Annotated in this window: 16 protein-coding genes; 9 read left to right on the top strand and 7 right to left on the bottom strand. The window is 66.8% G+C overall.

Annotated features, from left to right (window positions below):
• Nucleotides 1-150: 150 nt before the first annotated feature.
• The 9 genes from E3O42_RS03390 (at nt 151) to E3O42_RS03350 (ending at nt 10,509) form a co-directional block, all read left to right on the top strand.
• The gene (locus tag E3O42_RS03390; protein WP_134452507.1) at nt 151-2,622 is read left to right on the top strand and encodes a phosphoketolase family protein; all 2,472 of its coding nucleotides are present in this window, start codon (nt 151-153) and stop codon (nt 2,620-2,622) included.
• Between the two features lie 2 nt (nt 2,623-2,624).
• Nucleotides 2,625-4,841 (top strand): phosphate acetyltransferase, encoded by a 2,217-nt coding sequence (pta, locus tag E3O42_RS03385; RefSeq protein ID WP_134452506.1) that lies wholly within the window; start codon nt 2,625-2,627, stop codon nt 4,839-4,841.
• Nucleotides 4,838-6,031: an acetate/propionate family kinase gene (locus tag E3O42_RS03380; RefSeq protein WP_134452505.1), complete on the top strand. Its 1,194-nt coding sequence runs from the start codon at nt 4,838-4,840 to the stop codon at nt 6,029-6,031. The genes pta and E3O42_RS03380 overlap by 4 nt, the downstream gene beginning before the upstream one ends.
• Before the next feature lie 220 nt (nt 6,032-6,251).
• The gene (locus E3O42_RS03375) at nt 6,252-6,665 is read left to right on the top strand and encodes a YccF domain-containing protein (protein WP_134452504.1); all 414 of its coding nucleotides are present in this window, start codon (nt 6,252-6,254) and stop codon (nt 6,663-6,665) included.
• A 138-nt stretch (nt 6,666-6,803) separates the two neighbouring features.
• Entirely contained in the window at nt 6,804-7,097 is a 294-nt protein-coding gene (locus tag E3O42_RS03370; RefSeq protein ID WP_134452503.1) for an ATP-binding cassette domain-containing protein, read from the top strand.
• Nucleotides 7,098-7,274: 177 nt separating this feature from the next.
• Nucleotides 7,275-7,934, top strand: coding sequence for a hypothetical protein (locus tag E3O42_RS03365; RefSeq protein ID WP_134452502.1), 660 nt, complete (start codon nt 7,275-7,277; stop codon nt 7,932-7,934).
• Between the two features lie 96 nt (nt 7,935-8,030).
• On the top strand, nt 8,031-8,852 hold the full coding sequence (locus E3O42_RS03360; RefSeq protein WP_338144919.1) for a DUF2382 domain-containing protein: 822 nt from the start codon (nt 8,031-8,033) through the stop codon (nt 8,850-8,852).
• Nucleotides 8,853-9,010: 158 nt separating this feature from the next.
• Complete coding sequence (locus E3O42_RS03355; RefSeq protein ID WP_134452501.1) at nt 9,011-9,562, top strand: hypothetical protein; 552 nt, start codon at nt 9,011-9,013, stop codon at nt 9,560-9,562.
• 65 nt (nt 9,563-9,627) lie between these two features.
• Nucleotides 9,628-10,509 (top strand): SDR family oxidoreductase, encoded by an 882-nt coding sequence (locus tag E3O42_RS03350; RefSeq protein WP_134452500.1) that lies wholly within the window; start codon nt 9,628-9,630, stop codon nt 10,507-10,509.
• 428 nt (nt 10,510-10,937) lie between these two features.
• On the opposite strand, the gene E3O42_RS03345 is transcribed toward E3O42_RS03350, so the two are convergent.
• The 7 genes from E3O42_RS03345 to E3O42_RS18400 form a co-directional block, all read right to left on the bottom strand.
• Nucleotides 10,938-12,113, bottom strand: coding sequence for an alcohol dehydrogenase catalytic domain-containing protein (locus tag E3O42_RS03345; protein ID WP_134452499.1), 1,176 nt, complete (start codon nt 12,111-12,113; stop codon nt 10,938-10,940).
• Complete coding sequence (locus E3O42_RS03340; protein ID WP_134452498.1) at nt 12,110-13,066, bottom strand: manganese catalase family protein; 957 nt, start codon at nt 13,064-13,066, stop codon at nt 12,110-12,112. The genes E3O42_RS03345 and E3O42_RS03340 overlap by 4 nt, the downstream gene beginning before the upstream one ends.
• A gap of 57 nt (nt 13,067-13,123) precedes the next feature.
• The gene (locus E3O42_RS03335; RefSeq protein ID WP_134452497.1) at nt 13,124-14,188 is read right to left on the bottom strand and encodes a YihY/virulence factor BrkB family protein; all 1,065 of its coding nucleotides are present in this window, start codon (nt 14,186-14,188) and stop codon (nt 13,124-13,126) included.
• Between the two features lie 48 nt (nt 14,189-14,236).
• Nucleotides 14,237-14,815, bottom strand: coding sequence for a DUF3618 domain-containing protein (locus E3O42_RS03330; RefSeq protein WP_134452496.1), 579 nt, complete (start codon nt 14,813-14,815; stop codon nt 14,237-14,239).
• Entirely contained in the window at nt 14,812-15,228 is a 417-nt protein-coding gene (locus E3O42_RS03325; RefSeq protein ID WP_134452495.1) for a phage holin family protein, read from the bottom strand. Before E3O42_RS03325 ends, E3O42_RS03330 begins: the two co-directional genes overlap by 4 nt.
• Nucleotides 15,221-15,925: a hypothetical protein gene (locus E3O42_RS03320; RefSeq protein ID WP_134452494.1), complete on the bottom strand. Its 705-nt coding sequence runs from the start codon at nt 15,923-15,925 to the stop codon at nt 15,221-15,223. Before E3O42_RS03320 ends, E3O42_RS03325 begins: the two co-directional genes overlap by 8 nt.
• Nucleotides 15,926-16,235: 310 nt before the next feature.
• The gene (locus E3O42_RS18400) at nt 16,236-16,481 is read right to left on the bottom strand and encodes a substrate-binding domain-containing protein (RefSeq protein WP_241984612.1); all 246 of its coding nucleotides are present in this window, start codon (nt 16,479-16,481) and stop codon (nt 16,236-16,238) included.
• Between the last annotated feature and the right edge of the window lie 4 nt (nt 16,482-16,485).

Raw genomic sequence — 16,485 nt, 5'->3', positions numbered from 1 at the left:
CCCGGATGTGCCCGGATGTGCCCGGATGCGAACCGGTAAGCGTAGCCCTTTCGCCGGCGGGCAGGGGGGACCAACGTCCCTCTTGCAAAGAATCAACGCTCCTAGACTTGAACAGCGCCACTGGCGCCCATAGAGCACTTGGAGTCCGTGATGGTCCATTCGTCCAGCGCCACCTCATTCACCTGGCCCAGCCGCCTGCCGCACGCGTTGAGCGCAGAAGCTCTCGCCAGCGTCGACGCGTGGTGGCGTGCCTCGAACTATCTCTCCGTCGGGCAGATCTACCTGCTCGACAACCCGCTGCTGCGGGAGCCCCTCACCCGCGAGCACATCAAGCCGCGGCTGCTCGGCCACTGGGGCACTACCCCCGGCCTCAACTTCCTTTACGCGCACTTGAACCGGGTCATCCGCGAACGCGAGATCAGCACCCTCTACATCACCGGCCCCGGCCACGGCGGTCCCGGCATGGTCGCCAACGCCTACCTCGACGGCACCTACTCCGAGATCTACTCCGGTATCGATCAGTCCGAAGACGGCATCAAGGGCCTGTTCCGCCAGTTCTCCTTCCCGGGCGGCATCCCCAGCCACGCCTCACCCGAGACCCCCGGCTCGATCCACGAGGGCGGCGAGCTCGGCTACGCGCTCAGCCACGCCTACGGTGCAGCGTTCGACAACCCCGACCTGCTCGTGGCCGCCGTCATCGGTGACGGAGAGGCCGAGACCGGCCCGCTGGCCACCAGCTGGCACTCCAACAAGTTCGTCGACCCGCTGCAGGATGGCGTCGTGCTGCCGATCCTGCACCTCAACGGCTACAAGATCGCCAACCCCACCATCCTGGCCCGCATCCCCGAGAGCGAACTGCTCGAGCTCATGCGCGGCTACGGCCACAACCCGCACATCGTCTCCGGCGGTTTCGACGGCGAAAACCCCCTGGCCGTGCACCAGCGCATGGCGCAGACCATGGACGAGGTGCTCAACGAGATCGCCGCGATCAAGCGCGCCGCCCTCGCCGGCGACACCAACCGGCCGCGCTGGCCGATGATCATCCTGCGCACCCCCAAGGGCTGGACCTGCCCTCCCGTGATCGACGGCGTGCAGGTGGAAGACTCCTGGCGTTCGCACCAGGTGCCGCTGGTCAACGCCCGCGACACCCAGTCGCACACCGACGTGCTCGAATCCTGGCTGCGCTCCTACAAGCCCGAGGAGCTCTTCGACGAGGCCGGCGCCCCCGCCGCCAACATCACCGCCCTCGCCCCGCACGGCGATCTACGCATGAGCGCCAACCCGGTCGCCAACGGCGGGCTGCTGCGCCGCGAACTCAAGCTGCCCAACTTCCGCGACTACGCGGTGGATGTGCCGACCCCCGGCGCCACCGTCGACGAGGCCACCAAGGTGCTCGGCATCTGGATGGCCGACATCATCCGCGAGAACCCGGACAACTTCCGCATCTTCGGACCCGACGAGACCGCATCCAACCGGCTCGCACCATCCGTCTACGCCGCCACCGACAAACAGTGGAACGGCGAATACCTGCCCGAAGACACCAACCTCGCCCGCGCCGGCCGGGTCATGGAGATGCTCAGCGAGCACCAGTGCCAGGGTTGGCTCGAGGGCTACCTGCTCACCGGCCGGCACGGCGTCTTCAACTGCTACGAAGCGTTCATCCACATCATCGACTCGATGTTCAACCAGCACGCCAAGTGGCTCAAGGTGACCCGTGAGATCCCGTGGCGCCGCTCCATCTCGAGCCTGAACTACCTGCTCTCCTCCCACGTCTGGCGCCAGGACCACAACGGGTTCTCGCACCAGGACCCGGGTTTCATCGACCACGTCGTGAACAAGAGCGCCGACGTCGTGCGGGTCTACCTGCCCTTCGACGCGAACACCCTGCTGTCGATCTACGACCACTGCCTGCGCAGCGTCGACTACGTCAACGTGGTCGTGGCCGGCAAGCAGCCGGCGCCGAACTGGCTCACCATGGACCAGGCCGTCGCACACTGCGAGAGGGGCCTGGGCATCTTCGAGTGGGCCGGCACCGAGATTCCCGGCACCGAACCCGACGTGGTGCTCGCCGCCGCCGGCGAGGTGCCCACCCTCGAGGTGCTCGCCGCCGCCAAGATCCTCCGCGAGGCCATGCCCGACCTCAGCGTGCGCGTGGTCAACGTGGTCGACCTGATGCGCCTGCAGTCGGAGGACGACCACCCGCACGGCCTGAGCGACCGCGAGTTCGACGCCTACTTCACCGCGAACAAGCCCATCGTTTTCGCCTACCACGGCTACCCGTGGCTGATCCACAGGCTCACCTACAAGCGCCACGGCCATGGCAACCTGCATGCCCGCGGGTACAAGGAGAACGGAACGACGACGACGCCGTTCGACATGGTCATGCTCAACGACCTCGACCGGTACCACCTGGTGATGGATGTCATCGACCGGGTGCCCGGACTCGGAGCCCGTGCCGGACTGCTTCGCCAGCAGATGCAGGATGCCCGCCTGCGTGCCCGGCAGTACACCCGCGATCACGGGGAGGACATTCCCGAAGTGACCGACTGGGTATGGGCTGGGAACGATGCCGCGGCAGCCGCTGCGCGCGCACTGGACACCACTGGCGGGGATAACGTATAACCGTGGCTCGAAGCATTTACATCACCTCCGCCGAGGGAAATACCGGCAAATCCACTATCGCACTCGGCGTTCTCGACACCCTGTTGCACTCCATCGAGCGGGTGGGCGTCTTCCGACCCATCGCTCGTTCCAAGCACAAGCCCGACTACGTGCTCGAACTCCTGCTCAATCACCTGCAGGCCCGCAAACCCGTCGGCGACCATCCCGTCGCGCAGCCGGCGCTCAGCTACGACGAGTGCGTTGGCGTCACCTACGACGACGTGCACGCCGACCCGGATGCCGCGCTCTCGCGCATCGTGGCCCGCTACAAGGCCGTCGAAGCGCAGTGCGACGCCGTCGTGGTCATCGGCAGCGACTTCACCGACGTCGGCAGCCCCACCGAATTGGCCTACAACGCCCGCATCGCCGCGAACCTCGGAGTGCCGGTGCTGCTCGTGCTCGCCGGCCGGGTGGCCTTCGGCCAGGGCGAGGGACTCAACCAGAGCGACCAGCTCGGCCAGAGCGAACCGCGCACCAGTGACGACATCCGCCAGCTCACCGATGTGGCCCTGACCGAACTCGCGTCAGAACACGTCTCGCTGCTCGGCGTCGTGGTCAACCGCGCCGACCCCGCCAACCTCAACGGCCTCATCGCCGCGGTGCGCGAGGGCGTCGACAACACCCCGGCCACCGCGGATGCGTTGCACGCCGCCGTCGTGCCCGTCTGGGCCATCCCCGAAGACGCGTTCCTCGTGGCCCCGAGCATGAAGACCATCCTCGAAGCCACCCACGGCACCCTGGTGCAGGGCGACCCCGAACTGCTTTCCCGCGAGGCGCTCAGCGTCGTCGTGGCCGCCATGTCGATGGTCAACGTGCTTCCCCGCCTCGCCGAGGGCGCCGTCGTCGTCATCCCGAGCGACCGCCCTGAGGTGCTGCTGGCGGCCCTGATGGCCAACTCGTCGGCCACCTTCCCGTCGCTGGCCGGTGTCGTTCTCGTCGGCGGTTTCGCGCTGCCCGAGTCCATCGAACAGCTCATGAAGGGCCTCGCCCCGTCGGTGCCGATCATCCGCACCGACCTGGCCTCCTACGAGGCGGCCCTGCGCATCACCCACACCCGAGGCCGCCTGGCCGCCGACTCGCAGCGTAAGCACGACACCGCCCTGGCGTTGTTCGAGCAGCACGTCGACGGTGCCGCCCTGCTCGATCGGCTCAAGGTGAGCCGCGCCGACGTGGTCACCCCGCTGATGTTCGAGTACACCCTGCTCGAGCGCGCCAGGCAGAATCGCATGCGCATCGTACTGCCCGAGGGTGACGACGACCGCGTGCTGCGCGCCGCCGCCACCCTGCTGGCCCGCGACGTGGCCGACCTGATCATCCTCGGCGAGGAGTTCGAGGTGCGCTCGCGCGCCATCGGCCTGGGCCTGGACATCGCCAAGGCGCAGGTCATCAGCCCGTTCGACGACGTGCTGCGCATGCGCTTCGCCGAGGAATACGCGCGGCTGCGCTCCCACAAGGGCGTCACCATCGACCAGGCCCGCGACGTCGTCACCGACGTCTCATACTTCGGCACCATGATGGTGCAGCTCGGCCTGGCCGACGGCATGGTCTCCGGCGCGTCACACACCACCGCGCACACCATCCGGCCCAGCTTCGAGATCATCAAGACCCGCCCCGGCGTGTCCGTGGTCTCGAGCGTGTTCCTGATGGCCCTGGCCGACCGTGTGCTCGTCTACGGCGACTGCGCGGTCAACCCCGACCCCACCGCCGCCCAGCTCGCCGACATCGCCATCTCGGCGTCGGAGACGGCCATCGAGTTCGGCATCGACCCGCGCATCGCGATGCTGTCGTACTCCACCGGCGTCTCCGGCAACGGAGCAGATGTAGAAAAGGTGCGGGAGGCCACCGCGATCGTTCGCGAACGCCGCCCCGACCTCGCCGTCGAAGGCCCGATTCAGTACGACGCCGCGGCGGATGCCGCTGTGGCCGCCGCCAAGATGCCGGAATCCGAGGTCGCCGGCAAGGCGAACGTGTTCATCTTCCCCGACCTCAACACCGGCAACAACACCTATAAGGCGGTGCAGCGCAGCGCTGGCGCCGTGGCGATCGGCCCCGTCCTGCAGGGCCTGCGCAAACCCATCAACGACCTTTCCAGAGGAGCCCTCGTGCAGGACATCGTGAACACCGTGGCGATCACCGCCATCCAGGCCGCATCGCTCCGAGCGGTGGTGGCAGCAGTATGACCGCCATCCTCGTCATCAACTCCGGCTCGTCCTCGTTCAAGTACCAGCTGATCGACATCGACACCGAGACCGAACTGGCCGGTGGACTCGTCGAGCGCATCGGTGAGGGCACCGGACACGCCCGCCACACCAACACCGCCTCGGACGCCGGCCGCCAGGAGCGCAACCTGCCGATCCCCGACCACACCGCCGGTTTCGACGTGATGATCGCCGCGTTCGCCGAGCACGGCCCGCAGCTGACCGACGCCAACCTCATCGCCGTGGGCCACCGCGTCGTGCAGGGCGGCAGCATCTTCACCGGACCCACCGTGATCGACGACGCCGTTCAGCAGCAGATCAGCGACCTCGCCGACCTCGCCCCGCTGCACAACCCGGCGCACGTGCAAGCCATTGTCGCCGCCCGCTCGAACTTCCCCGACGTGCCGCACGTGGCCGTCTTCGACACCTCGTTCCACCTCACCATGTCGCCGGCCGCGTACACCTACGCGATCGACCCGGCCCTGGCCGCGGAGCACAGCATCCGCCGGTACGGCTTCCACGGCACCTCGCACAAGTTCGTCTCAGAGGCCGCCGCCGAGTTCCTCGGCCGTCCCCTGAGCGAGCTGAAGACCATCGTGCTGCACCTCGGCAACGGTGCCTCGGCCACCGCCGTCGACGGCGGCAAGTCCATCGACACCTCGATGGGCCTGACCCCGCTGCAGGGCCTGGTCATGGGCACCCGCTCCGGCGACATCGACCCCGCCGTGCTGTTCCACCTGCACCGCAAGGCCGGCCTGTCGATCGACGACCTCGACACCCTCCTCAATAAGAAGAGCGGAATGCTCGCCCTTACCGGCAACGGTGACATGCGCGACGTCGAAGACGCCGCCGTGGCCGGCGACGCCGTGTCCCAGGCCGCGCTCGACGTCTACTACCACCGCATCAAGGGCTACGTGGGCAATTACATGGCCCAGCTCGGCGGCCTCGACGTGATCGTCTTCACCGCCGGTGTCGGCGAGAACTCCGGCATCATCCGCGAGGGCGCCCTGCGCGGCCTCGAGGGCCTCGGTATCGAGATCGACCCGGCGCGCAACGACCCGTTCTCGCGCGTCGCCCGCGTCGTGTCGACGGATGCCTCCCGCGTCACCGTGCTCGTCATCCCCACCAACGAGGAGCTCGAAATCGCCCGCGAAACCCAGGCCGTCATCTAGCCCCCGGCTTCCAGCACTCGAGGTGCGGAAAATCCCGCCTTCGTTCCCACAACGAAGGCGGGATTTTCCGCATCTCAGTCCTGTTCCCCCTGCCCGTGAGTCCCGCGCCGTCCGTCGGCCGAGCCTGTCGAGACCCGCGAGTCGATCCCGCGCAAGGACCCGTTGGTCGAGCCAGTCGAGACCTCGTGCAGGCCGGACAGGGCGGCGGTAAAATTCCCCCGTGCGCACACTCCTCAACGTCATCTGGCTTGTCCTCTCCGGCTTCTGGCTCTTCCTGGGCTACGTCGCTGCCGGCGTCGTGCTCTGCATCCTGATCATCACGATCCCCTGGGGCATCGCTTCGTTCCGCATCGGCGTTTACGCGCTCTGGCCGTTCGGCCGAACCGTCGTCGCCAAACCGTCAAGCGGAGCCTTTTCGTTCCTCGGCAACGTGATCTGGGTGATCCTGGCCGGCTGGTGGCTCGCCCTCGCGCACATCGTCTCCGGCATCGCGCTCTGCGTCACCATCATTGGCATCCCGCTCGGCATCGCCGACTTCAAGATGGTGCCCGTCTCGCTCGCACCGCTCGGTAAGGAGATCGTGCCCGCCGGCGGCGAGTTCGATCGGGCTATCTCCCGCCGAGCCTCCGCCTGACCCGTCGTCGTCGGCAGCACGGTGGTCGGGATGCGCAACTCCTGCAGAATTTCGCCGCAGTGGCACCCACCCGCGAAATTCCGGCATCCGATGCCGGTCTGAAGGGGAAATTGCAGGAATTATGCCTAGGGCGCGAGGGTGACAGGCCCGCCCGGCGTCGGGTCGAGTGTCGACCCGGCGGGAACCGCGACCCGATCGGCGTTCGACACGGCGGCGTCGGGCGATCTCGCGAGAACGCTCGATGTACTGCACGACATCAACTTCGCCCCGACCCACTCCGACCGCATCGTCGTCGCCATGCGCGACGGCCGGGTCGTGGCGGATGCGCCGGCTGACCTGATCAGGCGCGCCGACGTGCTCGAACTCGTCACTGACACCCAGGTTGAGGTGCGCGAGATCGACTGCCGCCCGGTGGCTCTGTACTACAGCTGACCGCCGTCGCCCAATGGCCAGAGGAATGACGAAAAGTGAGAAAAGTTCGGCGCCGAGCGTGACGATACGCCGCGTCAGTCCGTCTGAGAAAGGTAGCCCGTTATTCGGACAGAGGCGCATCATCGGCCTCTCCGATGTACTCGTTCAACCAGGCACCATCGTTCGAAGGAGAACCTCATGACGTCAGCGCAGAACGAACCCGGACAGGGTCCCCCACCCAACTCATCCGGCGACACCCAGCCGGCCGCCCACGCGGCGACCAGCGGAAACACCATCCGCGAGGATGTCCTCGCCAAGGAAAAGGCTCAGTTCGGCGGCATGAAATTCGGCGCGGCTTTCTTCGGTTGGCTGACCGCCACCGGTGCGGCCGTGCTTCTCACCGCCTTGGTCGCAGGAGCTGGTGCGGCCGTCGGCCTGGGCGCCGAGGTCGACCCGGCAGAGACCTCGGAGGCTGCGGCCCAGAACGCCGAGACCGTCGGCCTGATCGGCGCCATCGCCCTGGCCGTCGTCGTCTTTGTCGCGTACTACTGCGGCGGCTACGTGGCCGGCCGGATGGCGCGATTTGACGGCATCAAGCAGGGCATCGCCGTTTGGTTGTGGGCGCTCATCATCGCCGTGGTGCTTGCAATCGTGGGAGCCATTGCGGGAAGCCAGTTCAACATTCTGGCCGACCTCAACAGTTTCCCCCGAATCCCCGTCAACGAGGGCGACCTCGCGCTGGGCAGCATTATCACGGCACTTGTGATCGCACTCGTCAGCCTGGGCGGCGCCATCCTCGGCGGCATGGCCGGGATGCGGTTCCACCGCAAGGTAGACAAGGCCGGGCTCGGCCGATAGGCCGCGCCACCCTCGCCACACGAATAATCCTCAATTCGATCCACCGCCCCACCAGCGTCGAACAACCCGTTCGGTGTGAGAAGCAGGAAGAGAGAAATGACAATGATCAACACCAACAACATCGATTCACTCATCGGTGCAAACGTCGTGGACACCGAGGGCCGCAAGGTCGGCACGGTCGGCCAGGTGTATCTGGACTCGTCCACCAACCAGCCCAGCTGGGTAACTGTCAAGACCGGACTGTTCGGAACCAGCGAATCCTTCGCGCCGCTCGACAGCGCCGACTGGACCGGCGACGAGCTGCGTATCGGCTTCGACAAGAGTTTCGTTAAGGATGCCCCGCGGATCGACACCGACGGCTCACTGGAGAGCGCCGATGAAGACGCCCTCTACAAGTACTACAAGCTCGGCGGATCGAGCACGACGGACCGCGATGCGGACTACGCCGGCACGCAGACGAATGCCACCGTCGGCGACCGGCGCACCGAAGGGTACGACACCTCCGGCCCCACCACGGATGACGCGATGACCCGCTCTGAAGAGCAGCTGCGCGTGGGCACAGAGCAGGTGGACGCGGGCCGAGCTCGGCTGCGCAAGCACGTGGTTACGGAGAACCAAACCGTCACTGTGCCGGTGAGCCATGAGGAAGTCACCCTCGAGCGCGAACCCATCACCGACGCGAACCGGGGCAACGCCACCTCCGGCCCCGACCTCAGCGACGAGGAGCACGAAGTCCAGCTCACCGAGGAGCGCGTCGTGGTGGACAAGGAAACCGTTCCGGTGGAGCGGGTCCGCCTGGGCACCGAGACGGTGACCGAGGACCAGCGGGTCTCCGAAGAGGTGCGCAAGGAAGAGATCGACTACGACGCGTCAGACGCCGACCGCAAGGGCAACCGCTCCCGCGACGACACTCACTAGCACCGCACTGTTATCGAGCCCCGGGGACCTCACGCCCCCGGGGCCTGATGTCGTGACGGGTCGCCGCGAAGGCCCAAACCGTTCCATATTCTTCATGACGTTTCCCACCCGAGAACCGTCTCACTCATAACTGCCCCACAATCACGAGGAGTATCCGTATGTCGTCACGCAACACTCTCGTTCGAAGCTTTCACGATGTCGGCCTGGCAGCCTGGTTCGGTGGTTCGCTGATGGGGGCGGTGGGGCTCAACAGCGCCGCAGCATCGGTGAGCAGCCCCCGGGAACGGCTCGCAGTGTCCAGCGTGGGCTGGAAGCACTGGGCTCCAGTGCAGTGGGCGGCCATGGCCGCGCACGGCATCGGCGGGGCTGGCCTGATCCTCGGCAACACGGAACGCCTCGCCCTGCAGCGGGAGGGGAGAGTCAACACCGGAGTCAAGTTGGCCCTCACCCTGGTCGCCGTCGGCGCAAGCGTCTACTCCGGCGTTGTCGGCATGAAGATGGGCGCCAACGCCGGCGAACCCGTCGAGGGCACCACCGAGCCCGCGGAGGGCACCCCCGACGAGCTGGCGTCAGCGCAGAACCAGCAGCGCATCCTGCAGTGGGTCACTCCCGCCGTCACGCTCATCCTGATCGTGCTCGCCGCCCAGCAAGGGGAACAGCAGCGGCCCGAAGCCACCGGCGGCAGGCTGCAGCGCCTCTTCAAGCGCTAAAAGCTTCACCCTCGGCCCGGGTCGCGCTTGACCCGGGCCCTACCCTTCAACAAGGAACACCACTCATGACGAACCCGAGCGAAGACCCCACCACCAAGTACTTCTCCGCTGGCTTCCCCAGGCAGGAGCAGGACCAGCCCGGACTCACCGCCGCGACCGAACCTCGCCCCGACCACGGTGAGAACACCTATGAGGGCAGCGGCAAGCTCACCGGCAGGCGCGCCTTGATCACCGGAGGCGACTCCGGGATCGGCCGCGCCGTCGCCATCGCCTACGCCAGGGAAGGTGCCGACGTGGCCATCTCCTACCTGGCCGAGGAGCAGGAAGACGCCGAGGACACCGCAGCCCTGGTCCGCGCCGCAGGTCGCACCGCCTTGCTGCTTCCCGGCGACATTCGCGAGGAGGGGCACTGTATCTCCATCGTGAACGAGACCGTCGCCACCCTCGGCGGGCTGGACATCCTGGTGCTCAACGCCGCCTACCAGGAGAACCGCGACGGCCTGGAAAACCTGTCCACGAAGGAATTCGACCGGGTTTTCAAGACCAACCTGTACGCCACCCTGTGGATCGCGCGCACCGCCGTCCCGCATCTGGCGCCCGGCTCGTCAATCATCTCCACATCCTCAATACAGGCGTCGAGCCCCTCGCCGCAGCTCATCGACTACGCGATGACCAAGGCCGCGCTGGTGGCATTCACCCAGGCGCTCGCGCAGCAGCTGGGCTCCACCGGGGTGCGCGTGAACGCCGTAGCTCCCGGCCCTATCTGGACCCCGCTGATCCCGGCGACCTCCTGGCCGGACACGCTGCCCACCTTCGGCCAGGACACGCCGCTGGGCCGGGCCGGGCAGCCCGCAGAACTCGCCTCCGCCTATGTTTTCCTGGCCTCGCCGGAGGCCTCATACATCTCGGGCGCGGTGGTGCCCGTCACCGGCGGCCGAGGCTTCTGACGCCGGATTCCGGCAGAACCATCCCCCCATGTCGCGCGAGCGGCGGCGCGGCGTCGGTGCTGCTCGTTTGGCACGGCGAGAGCGCGGCGAACGTGGCCGCCACCGCCGCCAAGCCGCTGACTCCGAAATCGTCGACATGCCACTGCGCGGCGCGGATGTACCGCTCACCGGACCGGGGATCAACCTCTGTTGAACGCCCTCCATCAGCCGGCTGGTTCGCGACAACGGGCAATCGCTCTGCCGGTGGCCAGCTACACCGATGTGTCCCACTTGGTCACGGCTGGTGTGAGCGTCACCGCGCACACATCCGCGACGGCGCCGCTGTCGCTTCAGAGTGAACGCAGTCACGCGAGATCCTGTCGGACTTGCCCGGCCTGCTGGCCGAACTGGGGCAACACGCCTAACCGAGCATCCCGACGAGGGCCGCCTCACGGGGTGAGGACGACCTTGATACAGCCCTTCTGCTTCTTTTGGAACAGCTCGTACATTTCAGGCGCGCGCTCCAGCGGCACCCGGTGCGTCATCAAGTCCTCGACTCCCAGCGGGTCGGCAGGGTCCTCCACCAGCGGCACCAGATCGTCCAACCAGCTGTGCACGTTGCACTGGCCCATCCGGATGCTGACCTGCTTGTCGAACAGGGTCCGCATGGGGGTGGGATCGGCCACGCCGGCGTACACCCCGCTGAGGGACACTGTGCCGCCACGACGCACCGCCTCGAAGGCGAGGTGCATGGCGCTGAGCCGATCGATCCCCGCGGTGTCCAGCACCTTTTTCGCTACGGGGTCCGGCAGCAGGCCGACCGCGGCCTGGGCGAAACCGGTGCCGGGGGAGCCGTGCGCCTCCAGGCCCACGGCGTCCACGATCGAGTCAGGGCCGCGGCCGCTGGTGGTATCCCGCAGCCGCTCGAGCACGTCATCGGTAAGGTCCAGGGTTTCGATCCCGTACCGCTCCGCCATCAGGCGCCGCTCTGGCACCGGGTCGACCGCCACGACCCGGTGTCCCAGGTACCGGCCGATCCGGCCGACGAACTGCCCCACCGGGCCGAGCCCCAGCACCCCGAGCACGCCGTCCTCCGGCAGCTCGGCGTAAGCGACGCCCTGCCAGGCTGTCGGCAGAATGTCGCTGAGGAACAGGTAGCGCTCATCCGGCAGGTCGTGGCCCACCTTGCGGGCGTTGGCGTCGGCCAGCGGCACCCGTAGCCGTTCCGCCTGGCCGCCCGGCACCGAACCGTACAATTCGGTGTAGCCATACAGCGAGGCCCCGGTGTTGTGGGCGTGGTTTTGGGTGGTCTCGCACTGGGTCGTGAGCCCGCGCCGGCACATGAAGCAGTCGCCGCAGGCGATCACGAATGGGATGACCACCCGGTCGCCGGGACGGAGGGAACGCACGGCCGCGCCCACCTCCTCGACGACTCCCATCGATTCATGCCCGAGGACGTCGCCGGGGGAGAGGAACGGCCCGAGCACCTCATAGAGGTGCAGGTCTGACCCGCAGATGGCCGTCGAGGTGATCCGGATGAGCGCATCTGTCGGTTTCTCGAGGACCGGGTCAGGCACCTCTTCGATCGAGACGTGCCGCTTGCCCTGCCAGGTGAGGGCTTTCATTTCTTCTTCGCGGGTCCGAAGGACACGTGCACCTCGGCCATCTCCATGTCAGCAGTGGCCTGGATGAGCTCCAGCAATGCCGGGTCCAGGCCGGGGGCGAACTCCTCCATCCGTTCGGGGGCGATCACCGACGGTACCCCCGTGGGAGCCTGCTCGTCAGCGACCAGGCTCGTGCCGTCCTTCGAAGGGGACAAACCCTGGAAGATCTTTCCCGCCTCAGACTGACCGGCGAGATCAAAGGTGTACTGCTTGCTCTGCAGGCCGAGGTCGAGCAGTTTCTTCACCTCGGGGAACTTCTCGGCGTTGGTCTTCGGGATTGGCAGCAGGGTGTTCCAGTTCACGCCCAAGGATTCCAGGGCCTTGGCGTAGGCGTTCTCATGGGCCTGGTCGCGCACAATCAGGTAAGAGATCGTGGATCGTGCCGTTTTGTTGTCGGTCATCTCGTAGATGCGGCACTTCTGCAGCCGGCCGGTGGACTCCAGCATGAGGTTGTAGATCAGGTCGAGCACGAGGTTCCCGGAATTGTACACGTAGCTGCCGCTCCACGGGTTGCCGACGGCGTCGACCGGCAGTGCGCCCTGCGCGCCGACCAGGTAGTGGTGGATATTGCCGTGGTCGAGGGCGATTTCCAGGGGAACCGCTCCGCCGGAACCGGCCTTGTCCAGCGGGTCGGTGACCTTGCCCTGGTAGCCGGGCGAGCCATCCAGCAGCCGGGAGATGGTGGTGCCGATGAGTTCGACGTGGCTGATCTCCTCGGTGCCGATGCCCTGGATCAGGTCGCGATACGGCTTCGCTGCGGGACCCCGGAAGTTCATAGACTGGAACAGGTATTGCATCATGGTGCGCATCTCACCGAACTGCCCACCCAAGCCCTCCTGCAGCGCGTTGGCCGCGGCCGGATCCGGCTCGTCCTGGACGATGTCGTGGATGAGGTTTTGCACGTGGAAATACATGGTCTTCCTTTCATCGGGGTGTGTCGACGGTCGAACCGGCCGGGCTCGGGCTCAGACTCAGTCGGTGTCGCGGCCCTCGCCGCTCTCCTCGCGCAGGCGCCGCCCGGTGGCCACGTCCGCGCGGTCCTTCTCTGCTGCTTTGTCGCTCTTGCGGGTGTCCCGCGGCGGCAACTGGATGTCCTCCTCGGCTGCGATGCCGGCCTGGAGTTGGCGGCCGCGCTCGAGTTCGGCGTCGAACTCGGCACCGAAGAGCAGGGCGAGATTGGCGATCCAGAGCCAGAGCAGGAACACGATGACGCCGGCGAGCGATCCGTAGGTGCGGTCGTAGTTGGAGAAATTCGTGATGTAGAGCCCGAACAGGAACGACGCGATCACCAGGGTGATCAGCGCCAGCAGGGCGCCCAGACTGATCCAGCGGAACTTCGGCTGCTTGGCGTTCGGGGTCGCGTAATAAAGGATCGCGATGATCAGCACAGCGGCCAGGGCCAGGATCGGCCACTTCACGATGGACCACACGATCTGCACGGTCTCGCCGAGACCGAGGGCGCTGCCCACCGCATCCGTGACGGGCCCGGAAACGATCAGGATCACCAGCATGATGAGGATGAGCAGGATCGAGACGATAGTCACGAAGAGCTGCATAGGGCGCAGTTTCCAGAACGGCCGGCCCTCCTCGATTTCGTAGATCCGGTTCATGGCCCGGCTGAACGCGCCGACGTAGCCGGATGCCGACCAGATGGCCAGCACAATGCCGAAGACCAGGGCGAACCCGGCGGCCGGTGACGAGCTGAATTGCGCGAGCGGTTCGCGCAGCATGTCGGCCGTGCCGCCGGGAGCTACCTGGTTGACGAGGTTGAGGATGGTGTCGACGGACCGCTCTCCCTGGCCTAAGACGCCCAGTAGCGACATGAGCGCGATCAGCGCTGGGAACAGCGCCAAGACGGCGTAGTAGGTCAGCGACGCTGCGATGTCGGTGCACTGGTCGGCGGAGAACTCGCGAAACGTCTTCCGTATCGCGTATTTCCAGGACGGCTTGCTCACCTCACCCGGCGAATCCGGCTTGCGCGAATCGTCGGGCGAGGGAGCATGGTCCTTCTTCTCGTGGGTCTCGTTGCTGGCCACCGGAAATATCTCCTCGCGATCGTCGAGCGGATGGTGCGGGTTCCGCAGCTACCCGAGGGCGCCCGAACCGGTGTGCTTCGCAGTGTCCCGCACGTCTTCTGCGGACGAGGTCGTTTCGGACTTCACAGTTTCGGCGGCATCCGTTGCGGTGCCCTTGACGGCGTCGGCGGCGTCGGCGAGCGGCTGCTTGAGGTTCTCACCCATCTCCTTTGCTACGTCGGTGACCTCGTGGACCAGCGGCTCAGCGGCATCCTTCACGTTCGCCGCGATCCTCGTCTCGGCGGTGCTGGCGGGTATCAGCGACGACGCCAACCAACCCACACCGAACGCGATCAGGCCGATCGCAAGCGGGTTGCCCTTTGCCTTGTCGACGGCGTTGTGGGCAAGGCCGGAAGCCTCATCGGCCACCCCGCCCAAGGAGTCGCCGGCGTCGGATGCTGAACCCATGAGCTTGTCCTTCACAGAGGAGAAAGCTCCTCGTACTTTGGTGGTCTGGCGCTGCATGATCTTGCCCGGGGTGACCTTGTCGGCCAGGGCGTCCACGTCGGCGCCCAGGCCCCGGCGGGTTTCCTCGATCTGTTGCCGCAGGACCTCTGGGTCGGAGCTGTTCGTGTCGTAGGTGCTCATCGGTTTTCCTCGTTTCGTTTCAGTGCGTCAGGGATCTGCTTCAGGGTGTCGACGGTCTCGGGCGCGCCCTTGATGGTTTTCATCTCGTTGCGTCCGAGCACGAAGAGCACGGCGGCCACGATGGCCCAGACGACGGCGACAATCACTGCGGCCCAGGCGATGTCGATGACATGCCCGAGCCCCCACCAGGCCGCGAACGACAGGAAGAGCACGGTCAGGTGACCGGCGTAGCCGGCTCCGCCGAGCATCCCGGCACCCTTGCCGGCGCGGGTAGCAGACTGCTTGACCTCCGCCTTGGCCAGTTCGACTTCCTGGCGCATGAGAATGGACACGTCGCGAGTCACCTCGCCGAGCAGGTCGCCCAGCGAGGTGTCTGCCGCCTTACGTTCAGAGGGGGTGGGCAGGTCACTCATTGCGGTTCTCCCGATATTCCGGGTACTCAGCCGCGAGCGGGGTCCCGACGCCGCTGGGCGTTGCGGGGGGAGTCCCGACCCCGGGCTGACCGCCGTACGCGCTCGGGGTGCCGACGCCGGCCTGCGGGTTGGAACCGGACGGCGTGCCGCCGCCGGTGCCGCTCTCAGAGGATTCCTTGCTCTCGGCGATCACCGAGCGGGTGAGGCGCCCGGCCAGGACCCCGGCGACGGCGGCGATGGCGATGAAGGTGCCGGGCCGGCGGCGGGCGAAGCCCTTGACCTCGTTGAGCAGCGAACCCGGATCGCGCTGGTCCAGCCAGTCGGCGACTCCGGCGGCACGCGAGGCGGCCTGGTGGGCGAGGTCGCTGGCAACACCCTGAGTTTCAGACGAATCCGCCATCGACCCGAGTTCATCACCGAGCGTGCGGATGCCGGACGCGACTCGTTTCTGCTGCGAGGCGGCCTGGTCGGCGAGTTCGCTCTGCGTCTGGCGGTACAGGTCCTTGGCTTGTTGCTTGGTCTCGCTGCCGACGCGGTGAATCTCGTCCTTGGCGACGCCGGCAACGTGCTGGCCGGCGGCGACGGAGGTGTCCTTCACCTCGGCGGCGCGCTCCTTGGCATCGGGGCCGCTGTCTGACGCCGCGCGGGCGTCGAGGTCCGGGGTGCCCGGTGCGGATGGTGGATAAATGTTCGACATGACACTCCTTGAAAAATCGATGTGTGAGAGACGCCGACCCTCGACGTCTGTGTCGCAATGCGAATATCCTCTGTCGGCTCTAGCTCAATTACAAGCACTCTGAGAGAATCCGCTAACTTGGCTTTTTTCCGTGACGAATCGGCGATTTCACCGTCTATTTAGAGCTGCAGACGGATTCGCTCTACCGCCGGAGGAGGGGGTAGTGGCAACCCCAAACGAGGGGTATTATCCCGTGCCGCACGTCGTCTCGCCGGGTCTACTGCGACACCCAGCGCATGGCGTCGGCAGGCTCGACCAGTTGAGCGGGTAGCTAGCTGGGCGGGGACGCCGTGCTCGCGCGCACCACAAGGTGCGTGGGCACGATGGTGGTGCCGGGGCCCACGGCAGAGTCGATCTGGAGCAGCAGCTTCTCGATGCACAGCCGCCCCACCTGGCCGAAGTCCTGGTGCACGGTGGTCAGCGGCGGCCAGAAGGCATCCGCCTCGCGCACGTCGTCGAAGCCGACCACGCTTGCCTCGGCGGGCACCGACCGGCCGGCCTCGTGCATGGCCCGCATCACG

This window comes from Cryobacterium adonitolivorans, from assembly GCF_004402695.1.
GTDB lineage: Bacteria > Actinomycetota > Actinomycetes > Actinomycetales > Microbacteriaceae > Cryobacterium > Cryobacterium adonitolivorans.
The sequence above is the reverse complement of the archived record's forward strand: the minus strand, read 5'-3'. Positions and strand labels throughout refer to the sequence as shown.

Bases quoted from the DNA above. Each gene is read 5' to 3' on its own strand.
- E3O42_RS03390 (WP_134452507.1), top strand. From the start codon at position 151: ATGGTCCATTCGTCCAGCGCCACCTCATTCACCTGGCCCAGCCGCCTG.
- E3O42_RS03380 (WP_134452505.1), top strand. From the start codon at position 4,838: ATGACCGCCATCCTCGTCATCAACTCCGGCTCGTCCTCGTTCAAGTAC.
- E3O42_RS03365 (WP_134452502.1), top strand. From the start codon at position 7,275: ATGACGTCAGCGCAGAACGAACCCGGACAGGGTCCCCCACCCAACTCA.
- E3O42_RS03360 (WP_338144919.1), top strand. From the start codon at position 8,031: ATGACAATGATCAACACCAACAACATCGATTCACTCATCGGTGCAAAC.
- E3O42_RS03355 (WP_134452501.1), top strand. From the start codon at position 9,011: ATGTCGTCACGCAACACTCTCGTTCGAAGCTTTCACGATGTCGGCCTG.
- E3O42_RS03350 (WP_134452500.1), top strand. From the start codon at position 9,628: ATGACGAACCCGAGCGAAGACCCCACCACCAAGTACTTCTCCGCTGGC.
- E3O42_RS03345 (WP_134452499.1), bottom strand. From the start codon at position 12,113: ATGAAAGCCCTCACCTGGCAGGGCAAGCGGCACGTCTCGATCGAAGAG.
- E3O42_RS03340 (WP_134452498.1), bottom strand. From the start codon at position 13,066: ATGTATTTCCACGTGCAAAACCTCATCCACGACATCGTCCAGGACGAG.
- E3O42_RS03330 (WP_134452496.1), bottom strand. From the start codon at position 14,815: ATGAGCACCTACGACACGAACAGCTCCGACCCAGAGGTCCTGCGGCAA.
- E3O42_RS03325 (WP_134452495.1), bottom strand. From the start codon at position 15,228: ATGAGTGACCTGCCCACCCCCTCTGAACGTAAGGCGGCAGACACCTCG.
- E3O42_RS03320 (WP_134452494.1), bottom strand. From the start codon at position 15,925: ATGTCGAACATTTATCCACCATCCGCACCGGGCACCCCGGACCTCGAC.
- E3O42_RS18400 (WP_241984612.1), bottom strand. From the start codon at position 16,481: ATGCGGGCCATGCACGAGGCCGGCCGGTCGGTGCCCGCCGAGGCAAGC.